This is a genomic window from Candidatus Accumulibacter contiguus, from assembly GCF_036625285.1.
Classification (GTDB): Bacteria; Pseudomonadota; Gammaproteobacteria; order Burkholderiales; family Rhodocyclaceae; genus Accumulibacter; species Accumulibacter contiguus.
In genome coordinates this window covers 466633-481873 of record NZ_JAZKUC010000001.1, presented here as the reverse complement: position 1 = coordinate 481873, position 15241 = coordinate 466633, and the positions used below count along the sequence as shown (strand labels likewise).

The following is a 15241-nucleotide window of genomic DNA, read 5'->3' as shown; positions in this document are numbered from 1 at the left end:
GGTAGCCAGCGGGCTCAGACCAGCGCGATTCTGTGCGCGCCCGCCGTCCTGGTGATCGCAAACTCGACCGGCAGGAACTTGCCGATCACTTCCACATTGGTCTGCAGATGAGAAGACACGTTCACCGTGGTGAACGCTCCGGCACCGGCCAGTGCCAGCGGCAGGACCAGCTGATCGGCCAGATGCTCGTCCACTGCTGCCGTGCTGCCATGAAAATGCCGGGCGAGCTTCGCCGCGCGGCTTGCCACCACTTCAGCCGGCAAACCCTTTTCGCCAAAGGCGGTGAACAGTTCGGTGATTTCGCGGTATTGCAGCTCAACCAGTAAAGCATTCCCGGGCCCCTCGCGCGAAGACAGGGCACGGATTTCCTGCTGCAATTCCCCCAGCACTCCGCCGAGCTGCAAGTGCAGTTCCGACAGCTCGCGTCTGGCCACATCAACGGACACCCCCGCGACGATGGCCGTAGCCCGCGCTGCGCGCAGCTCGCCACGCTCCAGCAACTCTAAGGACTGCAGGGCAGGGACTGGACGTACGCTGGCGTACAGCTCACCGCCGCCGGCCGGATAAAAGCCATGGCGCAGCAACTCGATTTTCATCTCAACACCCATGCGCAAGAGCAGCGGCAGCCAGCTACGGCTGAGAAAATCGAGTGGCGGCGCCGCCGGATTGTGGGTTCCGCCGCTGATCCGCAGCGTGCTCGGTGCAGCGGCGAACCACAGCGCCGGCAACAGGGTCTGCAGTACCAGGGTGCAGCTACCGGCCGTGCCAATGGCAAAGCGGTAGTCGTCGCCACGAATCTTGCCCGGCACGAAGCTCAGGGCCAGCGAACCCGGCGCCGCCCCCTGTACCTGTGCGCCGCAGATCTGCGCGGCGGCATTCACCGCCGTCAGATGCTGCCGCAACAAGCCCGGCTTGCTGCGCTTTGCGCGGATCCGCTCGATGCGAAAAGGAATTCCGGTAATCATCGACAAGGTCAGCGCCGTACGCAGAATCTGCCCGCCGCCTTCTCCGTGCGATCCGTCGAGTTCAATGGTCTTCATTCTTTGTCACCATCACATCAGATGCGGGTTCAGCAGCCACTTGAGGAATCCAGAACGCCAGAGCACTTCATCTATCCTTTCACACAAACTACCTGCCGCAGGGTATGCAGCACCTCGACGAGTTCGCGCTGCGCGTGCATCACCGCATCGATATCCTTGTAGGCCATCGGGATCTCGTCGATGACTTCCTTGTCCTTGCGGCACTCGACGTGGGCGGTGGCGCGCTCCTGGTCGGCGACGGTGAAGCGGCGTCGGGCTTCGTTCCGGCTCATCGTTCGGCCGGCGCCGTGACTGCAGGAGCAAAAAGATTCTTCGTTGCCGAGGCCGCGCACGATGAAACTCTTGGCGCCCATCGAACCCGGAATGATGCCGAGTTCGCCTTTCTGTGCCGAAACCGCCCCCTTGCGGGTGACCAGGACTTCCGCGCCAAAGTGGGTCTCGCGCTGGACGTAGTTGTGGTGGCAGTTTACGGCCTCGACACTGGCGGTGAACGGTTTTGCAATCACGCCACGCGCAGCTGCAATGACGCTCTGCATCATCAGCAGGCGGTTACGCCGCGCAAAATCCTGCGCCCAGCCGACGGCTTCGACGTATTCGTCGAAGTGCTGGCTTCCCTCCTCAAAATAGGCGAGGTCACGATTCGGCAGATTGGCGATGTGCTGCTGCATGTCCTTCTGTGCCAGTCTGATGAAGTGGCTACCGATGGCATTGCCGACGCCGCGAGAACCGGAATGCAGCATGAACCAGACGCGATCCGCTTCGTCGAGGCAGACTTCGATGAAGTGGTTACCGGTGCCAAGCGTGCCGAGGTGCTTGTGGTTGTTGGTGTTCTTGAGACATGGATGCCGGTCGGTGATGCGTGTGAAGCCTTCGATCAAACCGGCCCACATGGCATCGACACTTGCCGGTGGCGTATCCCATGAGCCCTCGTCGCGCCGGCCCCGGCCCATCGTCCGCCCGTGCGGCACGGCGTGCTCGATGGCCGTACGCAGCGCTTGCAGATTGTCCGGAAGATCGCCCGCCAGCAGCGTCGTGCACGCGGCCATCATGCCGCAGCCGATGTCGACGCCGACGGCAGCCGGAATGATCGCGCCCTGCGTCGGGATGACGCTGCCGATCGTCGAGCCCTTGCCCAGGTGTACATCCGGCATCACCGCCAGGTGCCGATAGATGAAGGGCATTCTGGCGGTGTCGATCAACTGCTTGCGGGCTTCGTCCTCGACCGGAACATCTTGCGTCCACATCTTGATCGGCTTGCCATTTTCGACTTCGAGGAGTTGATAGTCCATTTCCGTTTTCTTTCACTGATGGTCGGTGGCCTGCTTCTTCTGCAGGCCTTCCTGTTGAATACGGCGGGCCTGTGACTTGCGTTCGCGTTCCTTGATACGACAAGACCTGCATCGTACCGCGCGCGTTTCAACATTGCCCTGGGCAACTTCGTACCACCACTTCTGCTGCGCCGCAGTCCAGACGCACTCGACGCCGCAATCCCTGCACCGGAAGGCGATGTCCACGTAGTAACCGCGATCGATGAACGCAGGTGCCCCGTAGCTGATGCGGCGAGCCAGGCGGGTCGCATCACACCACACGATGCCCGGAGAGTAGACGTCAACCGGCAGTGGCGATGGGTGGTTCTGAATGCGCGTCGTACGCCGTAACCGGGCACTCTTGATTTCCAGCTTGCGCTGTTTTCCGCTTTTCATGATTTCACCTGCACTTTCTGATCATCGCATTTTCGGGTTTTCACCGCTCACCCTCTCCCGCCATCGCAGAGAGGGTAAGCGACTTACGCGCCCTTGATGTTCACCAGTCCGCTCAGCACCTGATCCAGGCCACCAAACACCGAGATGCGGTCGATTCGTTCCGCCACACGTTCCAGCGTTTCCAGCTCCTTCAGACGCAGCGCGACCGGGTTGCCTTCCATCACTTTCGCGGTATTGAGCAACGAACGTGTTGCCGCGGTTTCCTCACGGCGACGAATGACGTTCGCTTCAGCCAGCTTCTCGGCCTCGACCACCTTGGCGAGGATGGTCTTCATCTCGCCGGGCAGAACGATGTCCTTGACGCCGATGCTGCTCACCTCGATCCCGAAACCGTTCAGCTTGCGCGCCACGTGCGCGCTGACTGCTTCGTCGATGATCTGCTTGTTTTCCAGCAGCTCATCGAGCGATCGCGTGCCCACGGCGGCCCGCAAGCCGAACTGCAGTTCGCGATACAGGTGTTCGACCGGCTTGGCCAGCCTTTCGTGCGCCAGCAGCACGTCGGTATAGCGCCAGGTAGCCGCAAGGTTGAGGCGCAAGCCGACCTTGTCGCTGCTCAGGATTTCCTGGCCCGACACTTCCATGTTCTGCAGACGCATATCGACGAGCTCGACCAGCACTTCGCGGTTGAAGCGCCAGAATACCTCAATGCCGGGCGACATCAGTCGCTGCACCTTGCCGTCGACGCGCAGAACGCCGACGTGGTAGGCAGGCACCTGCGCGATCAGCAGGCCGGCCAGGCCGCTCACCGCGTGTGCCCGCAGGCTCGGCTGCAGGAAGTGCGCTGCCAGTTGCGGTGCGACTTCATAGCCTTGCTGCAGATCGACTTTTTCCAGTCTCTGCTCGACCAGGCCCTTCCAGAAAACGCGTCGGGAGCCAGGCGCCAGCACTTCGACCAGGACCTTGTTCTCATAGCGCAAACCTGCCTCGTCTTCACCCAGTTCCATGCAGACGAAATTTTCCGCGACGGTCTGCGGCTCGTGCTGCAGCAGATAGTCGACCAGCGTGATGTCGAGCATGGGAGCGTCGAGCTTCCAGGTCTGGAGCGAGAGCCGGTTCACGGGGTCGAAGAAGTAGTGGCGGCCAGCGCTGAGGATGCGCTCGAAATCGCCGTCCCTGAGCAAGGCAGCACGTTCACTCTTCAACACGACGAAACGCTTCAACATCTTCATTCTCCTTTGCTGTTGTTCTGTTGCCGGTCAATGCCGATCCGCTGGGCCGATTGCCCGGCACTCGCGGGGAAGCGAGTGGCGGCTTGCCGGAAGTCAGCGCTTCTCCCTTGGTGCCGAGGCACGCGGGGGAGGGCTGACATTCCTGCTTCGTCGCCGGCTCGCCGTGCCGCCAGTGCGGGACAGTCACCGACCGGACCGGCAGCGGGGGCTTGCGCATCCCGCGACCGACGGGTACTGCTAGCTTACGCTGTCGTGGAAAGACAGTTTGGAGCGGGAATCGAACCCGCGACATGCTGATGATGAGTCAGTTGCTCTACCGATTGAGCTATCCAATGGGGGCGACCCGGGAATCGAACCCGACGAGCTCCCGACGAGATCGCCCGTTATCGCCTTCCCGCTGTGGCGGCATGCACAGAAACGACAGACCGGAATCCGGTCTCTGCGCACCGGCGGGGTGTTGATCCCCTGCCCGCGGGCCTTGCAGCGATGTTGCGACGACTCTTTCATAGCGAAATCCGTGCCAACCTTCGAGATAACCGCGGCATTGCGCTCAAAGAATTGATTTGGCTTGGTTTTCAGGAGATTTTCGGTTTCCGTGGAAACCGGGGTGGGTGGATTCTCATAGAATATCGAATCGTTATTTATCCAGAAGGATAGTCAACATGAAGAGGACCGTCGTCATCGGCTTTCTCGGTACGCAACTCGACTACGGCGGCAAGGGCAGCACACGCTGGGAGAAATGGCGGCCGACGGTGGGCCTGTGCCAGCAGGAAGACCTGATCGTACATCGCCTGGAGTTATTGCACGATGCGCGCAGCCGTGGACTGGCCGAGCGCGTGCAGGCGGACATCAAGTCGGTATCGCCCGAAACCGAGGTCTGCCACGTGGAGATCGAGCTACGCGATGCGTGGGATTTCGAGGAGGTGTACACGACGCTGCACGACTTTGCACGCGCTTACCCGTTCGACCCCGAGAACGAGGATTACCTGCTGCACATCACGACAGGAACCCATGTCGCACAGATCTGCTGGTTCCTGCTGGCCGAGGCGCGCTATTTGCCGGCACAACTGCTACAGACCTCGCCGCCGCGCAGGAAGGAGGTGGCGAGTTCCGTCGGCAGTTACGAAATCATCGATCTGGATCTGTCACGCTACAACAAGATTGCGCAGCGCTTTCAGCGCGATCATGACGACAGGGTGAGCTTCCTGAAATCCGGGATTGCCACGCGCAACGCCCATTTCAACCGCATGATCGAGCAGATCGAACGGGTAGCGGGACGCTCGAAGTCACCGATGCTGCTGATCGGTCCCACCGGCGCCGGCAAATCCTTTCTCGCCCGTCGCGTATATGCGCTCAAGCGACAGAAACAGCGTCTGGCGGGGCGTTTCATCGAGGTGAACTGCGCAACCTTGCGCGGCGATTCGGCCATGTCCAGCCTCTTCGGCCACGTCAAGGGGGCCTTCACGGGTGCGCAGAGCGAACGCCCCGGGCTGTTGCGTGCTGCCGATGGCGGTTTGCTGTTTCTCGACGAGATCGGCGAACTGGGACTGGACGAGCAGGCGATGCTACTCAAGGCCATCGAGGAAAAACGCTTCTTCCCCTTCGGTGGCGACCTGGAAGTCGCGAGCGATTTCCAGCTCATCGCCGGCACTCATCGCGACCTGCGCCATTGGGTGGCCGAGGGGCATTTCCGCGAAGACCTGTATGCGCGCATCAACCTATGGACCTTCGAGCTGCCGGGCCTTGCACAAAGGCGTGAGGACATCGAACCCAATCTCGATTTCGAGCTGGAACGTTTTGCGCGTGAGCATGCTCAGCTCGTTCGCTTCAATGTCGAAGCCCGCCGCTGCTACCTGGCTTTTGCCAGCTCGGCGGATGCCGCCTGGCGCGGCAATTTTCGGGAACTCTCGGCGTCGGTCACGCGCATGGCCACCCTGGCCGAAGCGGGGCGCATCACCGAGGCCCAGGTCGTAGAGGAGATCGCGCGCCTTGGCCACAGTTGGGGCGGCAGCCAGACGGCCGATGCGGTCTCCTACCTTCTGGGCGAACAGGCCGCGCAACTCGACCTCTTCGATCGCTGCCAGCTCAATGCGGTAATCGCCGTTTGCCGGCAAGCAGCCAGCCTCTCGGAAGCTGGACGTCAACTTTTCGCCGTATCCCGCCAGGACAAGAAAATTGCCAACGATGCGGACCGGCTGCGCAAATACCTGTCGCGCTTCGGCCTCGACTGGACGGCAGTGAATCGCAAATGATCCCGACTGACTCTTTCACGCTTGGTGCTTGTCATTGACGCAGGCGGCGCAGATGGTCTTGCCGTTGGCAAAGAGGCAGACCCGGTTCCGACCGGCATTCTTGGCGGCGTAGAGGGCTTTGTCTGCGGCCCGGAGCATGTCATCCTCATTGTCCATGCCGTTCTCCCGGTTGGCCACGCCGATACTGACCGAGGTCTGTATCTCCGTGTCATCGATATGGATTTTCATCGCCTTGACCATCTTGCGCAGACGCTCGGCAGCCAGCAGGGCAGCCTTGGGGTCAGCGTCGTGACATACCAGCAGGAACTCTTCACCGCCGATCCGGCTGACGATGTCGTCCTTGCGGGCTGCGGTCTGGATGGCTTTGGCGACCTCCTGCAATACCCGATCCCCCACCGCATGACCATGGCGGTCGTTGATGGACTTGAAGTAATCGACATCGATCATCAGCGCCGCCACGGGCTGCCCCGTTCGCTGGGAGCCGTTCCAGAATCGGCTGAGCGCTTCCATGCCGGCCCGTCGATTGGGTAGCTCGGTCAGCAGGTCGGTCATCGCGGCATGTTCGAGCCGCCGGTTGCTGATGGCCAGTTCTGCCGCGAACTGCTTGAGCTGTGCCCGGTCGTTTTCCCAGGCCTCGAGCAGCTTCACATAGTGCAGGGCCGCCCGCATTCGGGCGCTCAGGGCGCGGACATTCACCGGCTTGGTCACGTAATCGTCGACCCCCGCCTCGAAAGCATTGATGATCTTCTCTTCCGTCTCCTCGCCGGTCAGCATGATGACATACATCGACTGGCCCCAGTCGGTGGCACGCAAGGCGCGGCAGAACTCGATCCCGTCCATGACCGGCATGAGCCAGTCGGTGATGATGATCTGGGGCATGACTTCCAGGGCCAGGGCCAGAGCATCCTTGCCATTCTCGGCCGTGTGGACCGTGCAGCCGAGCAGGTGGCACAGCAGACCCTCCGTGATCATGCGGGTCGTGGGGTCGTCCTCTACCAGCAACACCCGCTTGCTGGTGTGCGCCGCCTGGGAATCCTCCTCCGGGCGGGGAACCGGGGCGTTGGCCATGGCGCTGAATGAAGGGATGGGGCTGGCCGGCACTTTCAGCAGCTCGGCCCACTCGTACCACAGGTGAACCACCCGGTCGAACACTTCGCCCATGGCCGTCGCATCCAGACCGATCTTGCCACCCAGGAGCATCAATCCAGCAATACTGCTATGGCGCTCGGTCACGGGTGAGCGACCGAGATCCGCCATGCGTCGCGCCTGGAAGAGCAGATGGGTCAGCTGGTCAGGCCGGGAGCCTTCGGAAAAGCCGGAGGTCTGCGGTGCCTCGTGGTAATGGACAGGCTCGGCAAGGGCCTTGGGTATGCCGCAATCGGCGAGGATGATGGCCGTGAATTCCGCGTGATCTATCCCCATACGCTTGCGCTCCAGTTCCAGGAGCGCCACACCGCGGCTCTGCTCGGTCAGCACGGCCGCATAGTCGTTGGGGTAGACGGTGGCCAGCGCCAGGCAGCCGATCTGTGCCAGCAGACCACAGGCGAACAGTTCGTCCGGTGAAGCCGTCCGTGTCATCCGGCCCAACTCCTGGCTGGCCACTGCCATGAACAGAGAATGGGACCAGAAAGCCGGATAGTCGAAGGTGGAGCAGGGCCCTTCCAGAAACTGGTCGACCAGAGAGAACCCCATGGCCAGTTGGCGGACGGTCGCCATGCCCAGGCGCAGCACGGTCTCCCTGATCGAAACCACGGGTCGGGCGGTGTTTGCTGAAGCATTGGCAAGGCGCAACAGGCGGCTGGAAAGGGCGGGATCGCTCTGTACCACCCTGGCCACCTCGTCAAGAGTCGCATCCTCACGACGACTGATCTCCATGATCGCCAAAGCCACCCCTTTCGGGCTGGGGAGCTGGCCGCTGATCCGCAGTTGTTCGATCTTGCTCATGTATTCCTGTGGAGGGTTGTAGGTGTTTCTACCTTCAGCGTGCAGTCTATCAGCCTAAAGCATCGAGTTGCAAAACGGCAAAACACTTTGCCTGGCAAAGCATAAGCCCGCTATAATCGGCGGTTTTTCCACCTTGCCCTACCGTTCGCATGGCGGGGGGCTTTATCCATAAGGAGTGTTCGTGCGCCATTATGAAATCGTTCTAATCGTCCATCCGGATCAGAGTGAGCAGGTGCCGGCGATGGTCGAGCGGTACAAGTCGCTGATCGCTGCCCGCGCCGGGCAGATTCATCGTCTCGAAGACTGGGGACGCCGTCAGCTCGCCTATCCGATCCAGAAGTTGCACAAGGCGCATTATGTTCTGATGAACATCGAATGCGATGGCGCGACGCTGACCGAACTCGAGCATGGCTTCAAATTCAACGACGCGATTCTTCGGCATCTGACGATCAAGACCAAGCGTGCGGTCAGCACACCGTCGCCGATGATGAAGGACGAGAAGTCCAGGTCGCTGCTGGAAGTTCGTGAGCCGGCACCAGCCGAAACCGCCCAAGCGGCTGCCTGATTGTCGAGGCGCTGCTGAATCGCGTCGAGCTCAGCGGAATCCTGATCGAGCGCAAGGCGCTACGTTTTACGCCGGCCGGCGTGCCGGTCATGGAATGTCTGATCGGACACCAGTCGGAACAGCTTGAAGCTGGCAGCCTCCGCCGTGTCGAATGCGAAATCCAGGCGATTGCCCTGGGCACGACGGCACAGTGGCTGCAGGCGGCCAATCCCGGCGCGACGCTGCAACTGACGGGTTTTCTCGCCGCCAGGAGCCGCAACAGCAAGCAAGCAAGACTGCATATCACCACGATCGAATTTGTCGAAGGAAATCAAGATGGCAAGGTTCTTCAAGAAGAAGGATGACAAGAACGTCAAGAAGCGTGGCAGCGGATTGTTCAAGCGGCGCAAGTTCTGCCGCTTCACTGCAGAAAAAATGGAAGAGATCGACTACAAGGATGTCGATCTGTTCAAGGAGTACATCGCCGAGAACGCCAAGATCATGCCGGCTCGGCTGACCGGTACCAAGGCCGGTTACCAGAGGATGTTGTCGGTGGCCATCAAGCGTGCCCGCTTCCTGGCGCTGCTGCCGTACACCGACAACCACCAGTAATACGAGGAGACGACGATGCAAATCATTCTGATGGAAAAAGTCGCCAACCTCGGCAACCTCGGCGATCTGCTCAAGGTGAAGAATGGCTACGCCCGCAACTTTCTGATTCCGACGGGCAAGGCCAAGCGCGCCACGCCGGCCGCCCTGAAGGAGTTCGAGCTCAAACGGGTCGAACTGGAGAATGCCGCCAACGAGAAACTGGCGGCTGCACAGGGGTATGCGGAAAAGCTGAGCGGGGCGGTCGTCCGGATTGCTCGCAAGGCCGGCGTCGATGGTCGCCTGTTTGGTTCGGTGACCAACTTTGACGTTGCCGACGGCTTGCAAGCGCTTGGTTTCGAGATCGAAAAATCGGCCATTCGCATGCCTGCAGGTCCGCTCAAGGTGCTTGGCGAGACGCAACTGGAAGTGGCGCTGCACAGCGACGTCATGGCGACGATCACGGTTGCCGTGGTTGTCGAACAGCCGAAACTGTAGATGGTCGATACGGCGCCGTTGTCTGGCGTCGGGCGAAAGGCCTTGCCCGAGGGCAAGGCTTTTTTGCGTCTGTACCGCGGATCCGGAGTTGCCGCGCTACACTTCCTGCCTTGCTTGTTCCCTCTGCGGATATTCCATGGCCAAGTCCTTCGATTCACCCAGTTCCGATAGCGGGCAACGCTTCGGCAGTCGCGGAGCACGGCGAGAACGGAGCCCGCAGACAGACTCGGTACTGTCCGAACTGCGCGTGCCACCGCATTCGCTGGAGGCCGAGCAATCGGTTCTCGGCGGCTTGATGCTCGATAACGCTGCCTTCGACAAGATCGCCGACGTGATCAGCGAAAGCGATTTTTATCGCGATGAACACCGGCGCATTTACCGCCAGATTTCCAAACTCCTGGAACGTGGCAAACCCGCCGACGCGGTGACGGTTGCTGAAAGCCTCGACCAGGCGGGGGAGGGCGACGCTACCGGCGGGCTGGCCTACCTTGGCGAACTGGCAGCGAACACGCCGTCGGCGGCGAACATCCGGCGCTATGCCGAGATCGTCCGTGAACGGGCGATTCTGCGGCAACTGGTGACTGCCGGTGACGAAATCGCCGGTAGTGCGCTCAACCCGCTCGGTCGCGACCCGAAAACCCTGCTCGACGAGGCCGAGGCAAGGGTATTCGCGATTGCCGAAGGCGGTTTTCGCCATCAGTCCGGCTTCGTGCATATCAACCCGCTGCTGACGCAGGTGGTCGAGCGCATCCAGGAGCTGCACGACCGCGACAATCCTTCGGACATCACCGGCGTGCCGACCGGCTATCACGATCTCGACTCGAAGACCTCGGGCCTGCAGGGCGGCGATCTGCTGATCGTTGCCGGCCGCCCGTCGATGGGAAAAACCTCGTTTGCGCTCAATATTGCCGAGCATGTGGCAATCGAAGTGGGTCTGCCGGTCGCCATTTTCTCGATGGAAATGGCTGGCACACAACTTGCGATGCGCATGCTGTCATCGGTCGGCCGGCTCGATGCCCATCGCGTCCGTACTGGTCGCCTCAATGACGACGAGTGGTCGAGGCTGTCCTTTGCGCTGGGCAAGATGCACGAGGCGCCGATCTATATCGACGAGACGCCGGCGCTCAACCCGATCGATCTGCGCGCGCGCGCGCGCCGTCTGCATCGCCAGTGTGGCAAGCTCGGGCTGATCGTCATCGACTACCTGCAATTGATGTCCGCCACTTCGCATGGCGAGAACCGGGCGACCGAAATCTCGGAGATTTCGCGATCGCTGAAAGGACTGGCAAAGGAGTTGGGCGTTCCCCTGATGGCGCTCTCGCAACTCAACCGCTCGCTCGAACAACGGCCGAACAAGCGTCCGGTGATGTCCGACCTGCGCGAATCGGGTGCCATCGAACAGGACGCAGACATCATCATGTTCATCTACCGCGACGAGGTGTATAACCCGGACACACCCGACAAGGGGGTTGCCGAGATCATCATCGGCAAGCAGCGCAACGGCCCGATCGGTACCACCCGCCTGACTTTTCTGGGCGAGTACACGCGCTTCGAGAGTTTCGCCAAGCCGGGATCGTATTGAGCGCGGGCAGACGTCAGCCCTCGACGCGGCTGGCGTTGACCGTGTAGCTGAAGCGCTGGACGTCGGTGCTGTCGAAACGGACACCGGCGGCCTCCGCCTGCGGCAGGACCAGGAAGGGCAGGGGCCCGCCACTGGCGCCATGCAGACTGACATCCTGGGCGGCGTTATAGGCAATCCAGTTCATCTCCCAAAAACCGAACAGCAACTTCCGGAGGACGACCAGTTTCGCATCGCTGTTGCCCAGGCGTTCATCGTGGATGGCCTTGCGCACATCACCGGGGTCGACCGGAATCCAGCCATAACCCGGTGTGTAGAATTCGGCGCGGCAATGTTGCACGGCGCGCAGGTTGCCGGTCGCACCGAGACCCGCAAACAGCCGTGAACTATCGACGCGCAGCCCGAAGACCGGGCGTGCGGGAATTCCGATCGATCGACACAGGCCAACGAAGAGCAGGGCGATGTCGGCACTCTTGCCGCTCAACTGGCCACTGTCGAGCATGGCCTCGACATCCCCTTTGCCGATGCCGCTCAGCGCAGGATCAAACGAAGTGTTGTCGACCACCCAGTCATAAATCGCCTTGCCCTGGGCGACCGGATCCTTGATACGGCCAATGGCGCGCTCGGCGGTGCGGCGCACGAGTCCATCGATCGGGACCAGATTGCTCGAATGCAGGCAGCGCCGAAGCACTTCACCGCGTTCGGCAATGCTGCCGCGCCGGGTGATGTCGAAGTGACGATCCTGCTTGGCCACCTGACTGACGAGCTGCAATTGCGGTGTCGCGCTGCCCTCTTTCCAGTCGGCGTAGAACACCTCCATTTCGGCTACTGGATCACGATAGATTCCGGCACTGTCGAAATTGCCTCGCCAGTGATGACCCAGCGAGCGTTGCCAGAAAGTGTCCTTGTACTGCGCCAGCGGGAGCCATAGTCGCAGCTTGCCTTTGACCTGGTTGAGCGTGATCAGCGAAGTAATCTCGTAGGTCCGCCAATTGGGCTGTGGCTCATCGGGCAGGCTGATGGCATTGCGCGGTTCGACGGCTGCCGGCGGTGGACTGGCAACGGGTGGCGGGGCTGCTGGCGGTCTTTCGGTGACCGGTCGGTAGCTGTGCTGCCGGCCTTTGCTACCGGCTCTGCCACTGCCGGCTTTGCTGCCGGTTCTGGTGGTGTCTCTGCCGCTGCTCTTGCCGGCAGGCTTGGCGCCAGACTTGGATGTCGACTTGGCTGCCGGTTTGCCGGCATCCTGAGTAGCCGCCTTCTTCTTGTTGGCGGCAAGCACCGCCGAAGGGGCCAGTAGTGAAAGAAGCGTGGAAGCAGCAAGGAAATCGCGTCGTTTCAATCGACTCTCCGGTAAGCACAGGATCCTTATCGCTCGGAGCCGGCAGTATGGATCGGTGGCCAAAAACGACTGAGCCGTGTCACCAGACACGGCTCCGTTAACGTCCAGAAAATTATAACACTTCCGCAGCGTAGTCCGCGAGACGGGAACGCTCGCCACGTTGCAGGGTGATATGGCCGGCGTGCTGCCAGCCCTTGAAGCGGTCGACGACGTAGGTCAGCCCGGAACTGCCTTCGGTAAGATAGGGCGTGTCGATCTGCGCAATATTGCCCAGGCAGATCACCTTGGTGCCGGGTCCAGCACGGGTGATCAGGGTTTTCATCTGCTTTGGCGTCAGGTTTTGCGCTTCGTCGATGATCAGGAACTTGTTGAGGAAGGTGCGGCCGCGCATGAAATTGAGCGATTTGATCTTGATCCGGTTGCGAATCAGGTCACGGGTCGCCGCGCGGCCCCAGTCGCCGGCATCGTCATCGCTCTTGTTGAGAACTTCGAGGTTGTCTTCGAGTGCGCCCATCCACGGCCCCATCTTTTCTTCCTCGGTGCCCGGCAGAAAGCCGATGTCCTCGCCGACGGGCACGGTGACGCGGGTCATGATGATTTCGCTGTAGCGCCTGCCTTCGAGCACCTGCGTGAGTCCGGCAGCCAGGGTGAGCAGCGTCTTGCCGGTGCCGGCCTGGCCGAGCAGGGTGACGAAATCGACTTCCGGATTCATCAGCAGATTGAGCGCAAAGTTCTGTTCGCGGTTGCGCGCCGTGATTCCCCAGACATTGTTCTTGGTATGCGTATAGTCGGTCAGCGTCTGGAGTTCGGCGGTCGAGCCGGAGATTTCGCGGACGATGGCATAGAGCGGTTTTTCCCCTTCCTGGAAGAGGAACTGGTTGACCAGCAGTTGCGCGCAGAGTGGCCCCTTGAGGCGGTACAGCGTGCGGCCGTCCTTCTTCCGGGACTCGACGTCCTGACCATGCGCTTCCCAGAAGTCGGGTGCCAGTTCGCGCATTCCCGTGTACAGCAGATCGGTGTCTTCGAGTACCTTGTCGTTGAAGTAGTCCTGCGCCGAGAGCCCGAGGACGCGGGCCTTGATGCGCATATTGATGTCCTTGGAGACGAGGATCACCGGGCGCTCGGGATGCCTGCGCTGCAGATCGATGACGACCGCCAGAATCTGGTTGTCGACCTTGACCGTTGGCAATCCCGCCGGCAACTCGCCGGCAATTGCTTCGGTCTGCAGGAAAAGGCGGCCGCTGGCCAGTTTGCGGGAGGGTCCATGAAGCGGGATGCCCAGGTCGATGGCCCCGTCCAGGCTGTTGACGATCTCGTCGAGCGTGCGCGTCACCTGGCGAGCGTTGCGGGCGATTTCCGACAGGCCTTTCTTGTGGTTGTCGAGTTCCTCCAGGGTCATCATCGGCAGGAAGACGTCGTGTTCCTCGAAGCGGTAGATGCAGGTCGGATCGTGCATCAGGACATTGGTGTCGAGGACGAAAAGCTTGCCGGGCGTGGCGGCAGCTCGCTGCTCGGCACTGAATTCAGTGTTGCGGGCCATGTGAGCGCTTCCCGGATCAGGTCGGTGAGGAGGCATGTCAGATCCGGGCAATGAAATCGAGGACTTCCTGCGCGTGGCCGGCCACCTTGACACCGCGCCATTCGCGCCGCAGCACGCCTTTGCCGTCAATGACAAAGGTGCTGCGCTCGATGCCGCGAACCTGTTTACCGTACATCGACTTCATCTTGATGAGTGCGAAGCGGGTGCACAGCAATTCTTCGGCGTCGGAAAGCAGATCGAATGGCAAATCCTGCTTCGCCTTGAAGTTCTCGTGTGACTTGATGCTGTCCCGGGAAACGCCGACGACGATGCTGCCGGCGGCGACGAACTGCGGGTACAGGTCACGGAACTGCTGTGCCTCGGTGGTACATCCCGGTGTGCTGTCTTTGGGGTAGAAATACAGGACGACCGGGCTGCCCAGGCAGGCCGAGAGAGTGAAGGTCTTGCCACCGGTTGCGGGCAGGCTGAAGTCGTCTACGGTCTGGTCGATCATGGCTGGCTTTTGGGTATGGAGAGTTGGTAGTTGGTTGGATTGTGGTGAGAAACCGGAGCATCGGTCAAGCAGATTGATTGATGTCGGTGATCAATTACTTTTGATCACGATCAATACCATGGCCAGAAAAATGGGTTAGCTTGATTGCAAACAAGCCATATATTCGTATAATTTGTATTATGTAAAGTCAATGCAGTCAACACACATGCAAACGCGAAGCGATCACCTGCTACTTCTGCAGATCCCTGCAAACGCTCATCGGAGTTTCCATGCTGTTTCATGATTTTCTCCGGACCTTCGATGCATGGCTCACTCAAGAACAAACGAGCATTGCCGCGCCATTTCGGCAAATCCAGGCCGATCCCCTGTGCCGCCGGGCGGAACGGAACCAAATCCTGATCGGTGTCGGCGCTTGGGGCAGCCGCGAACAAGCGGTCGAGCATCCCGGCTTCTGCCTGAATAACAAGGGCCTGGCCGAGCGCTTCAGGATCG

15 protein-coding genes and 1 tRNA gene are annotated in these 15241 nt (G+C 60.9%); 6 read left to right on the top strand and 10 right to left on the bottom strand.

Annotation, left to right across the window (positions count from 1 at the left end; all coding sequences use genetic code 11):
• Positions 1 to 14: 14 nt before the first annotated feature.
• From rtcA to V5B59_RS02305, 5 genes are all read right to left on the bottom strand, one after another.
• Entirely contained in the window at positions 15 to 1040 is a 1026-nt protein-coding gene (gene rtcA, locus V5B59_RS02325; protein ID WP_332351535.1) for an RNA 3'-terminal phosphate cyclase, read from the bottom strand.
• Positions 1041 to 1111: 71 nt separating this feature from the next.
• Entirely contained in the window at positions 1112 to 2329 is a 1218-nt protein-coding gene (locus V5B59_RS02320; protein WP_332351534.1) for an RtcB family protein, read from the bottom strand.
• A 12-nt stretch (positions 2330 to 2341) separates the two neighbouring features.
• A complete protein-coding gene (locus V5B59_RS02315; protein ID WP_332351533.1) occupies positions 2342 to 2743 on the bottom strand; it encodes a zinc-ribbon domain containing protein in 402 nt (133 codons plus the stop codon).
• 83 nt (positions 2744 to 2826) lie between these two features.
• A complete protein-coding gene (locus V5B59_RS02310) occupies positions 2827 to 3966 on the bottom strand; it encodes a slipin family protein (protein WP_169071110.1) in 1140 nt (379 codons plus the stop codon).
• A 268-nt stretch (positions 3967 to 4234) separates the two neighbouring features.
• Positions 4235 to 4305: transfer RNA gene (locus V5B59_RS02305), tRNA-Met, on the bottom strand.
• Positions 4306 to 4634: 329 nt separating this feature from the next.
• Between V5B59_RS02305 and rtcR the strand changes: the two genes are divergently transcribed.
• Positions 4635 to 6224, top strand: a complete 1590-nt coding sequence (rtcR, locus tag V5B59_RS02300; protein WP_034908895.1) for an RNA repair transcriptional activator RtcR — start codon at positions 4635 to 4637, stop codon at positions 6222 to 6224.
• Between the two features lie 15 nt (positions 6225 to 6239).
• On the opposite strand, the gene V5B59_RS02295 is transcribed toward rtcR, so the two are convergent.
• Positions 6240 to 8168: a GGDEF domain-containing response regulator gene (locus V5B59_RS02295; RefSeq protein ID WP_169071109.1), complete on the bottom strand. Its 1929-nt coding sequence runs from the start codon at positions 8166 to 8168 to the stop codon at positions 6240 to 6242.
• A gap of 181 nt (positions 8169 to 8349) precedes the next feature.
• Between V5B59_RS02295 and rpsF the strand changes: the two genes are divergently transcribed.
• The 5 genes from rpsF to dnaB all read left to right on the top strand — a co-directional run bounded on the left by rpsF (position 8350) and on the right by dnaB (position 11380).
• Positions 8350 to 8733: a 30S ribosomal protein S6 gene (gene rpsF / locus V5B59_RS02290; RefSeq protein ID WP_034908897.1), complete on the top strand. Its 384-nt coding sequence runs from the start codon at positions 8350 to 8352 to the stop codon at positions 8731 to 8733.
• Complete coding sequence (priB, locus tag V5B59_RS02285) at positions 8730 to 9077, top strand: primosomal replication protein N (protein ID WP_308240154.1); 348 nt, start codon at positions 8730 to 8732, stop codon at positions 9075 to 9077. The genes rpsF and priB overlap by 4 nt, the downstream gene beginning before the upstream one ends.
• Complete coding sequence (gene rpsR, locus V5B59_RS02280; RefSeq protein WP_034923543.1) at positions 9049 to 9324, top strand: 30S ribosomal protein S18; 276 nt, start codon at positions 9049 to 9051, stop codon at positions 9322 to 9324. Before priB ends, rpsR begins: the two co-directional genes overlap by 29 nt.
• A 15-nt stretch (positions 9325 to 9339) precedes the next feature.
• Positions 9340 to 9798: a 50S ribosomal protein L9 gene (gene rplI, locus V5B59_RS02275; RefSeq protein WP_169071107.1), complete on the top strand. Its 459-nt coding sequence runs from the start codon at positions 9340 to 9342 to the stop codon at positions 9796 to 9798.
• Positions 9799 to 9934: 136 nt separating this feature from the next.
• Complete coding sequence (dnaB, locus tag V5B59_RS02270) at positions 9935 to 11380, top strand: replicative DNA helicase (RefSeq protein WP_248594958.1); 1446 nt, start codon at positions 9935 to 9937, stop codon at positions 11378 to 11380.
• Between the two features lie 13 nt (positions 11381 to 11393).
• Here dnaB and V5B59_RS02265 read toward each other — a convergent pair whose 3' ends face one another.
• The 4 genes from V5B59_RS02265 to V5B59_RS02250 form a co-directional block, all read right to left on the bottom strand.
• Positions 11394 to 12716, bottom strand: a complete 1323-nt coding sequence (locus V5B59_RS02265; RefSeq protein ID WP_169071106.1) for a transglutaminase-like domain-containing protein — start codon at positions 12714 to 12716, stop codon at positions 11394 to 11396.
• Between the two features lie 112 nt (positions 12717 to 12828).
• Complete coding sequence (locus V5B59_RS02260) at positions 12829 to 14256, bottom strand: PhoH family protein (protein ID WP_169071105.1); 1428 nt, start codon at positions 14254 to 14256, stop codon at positions 12829 to 12831.
• Between the two features lie 37 nt (positions 14257 to 14293).
• Complete coding sequence (locus V5B59_RS02255) at positions 14294 to 14749, bottom strand: peroxiredoxin (protein WP_034911012.1); 456 nt, start codon at positions 14747 to 14749, stop codon at positions 14294 to 14296.
• A gap of 110 nt (positions 14750 to 14859) precedes the next feature.
• A complete protein-coding gene (locus V5B59_RS02250; RefSeq protein WP_332351532.1) occupies positions 14860 to 15192 on the bottom strand; it encodes a hypothetical protein in 333 nt (110 codons plus the stop codon).
• Between the last annotated feature and the right edge of the window lie 49 nt (positions 15193 to 15241).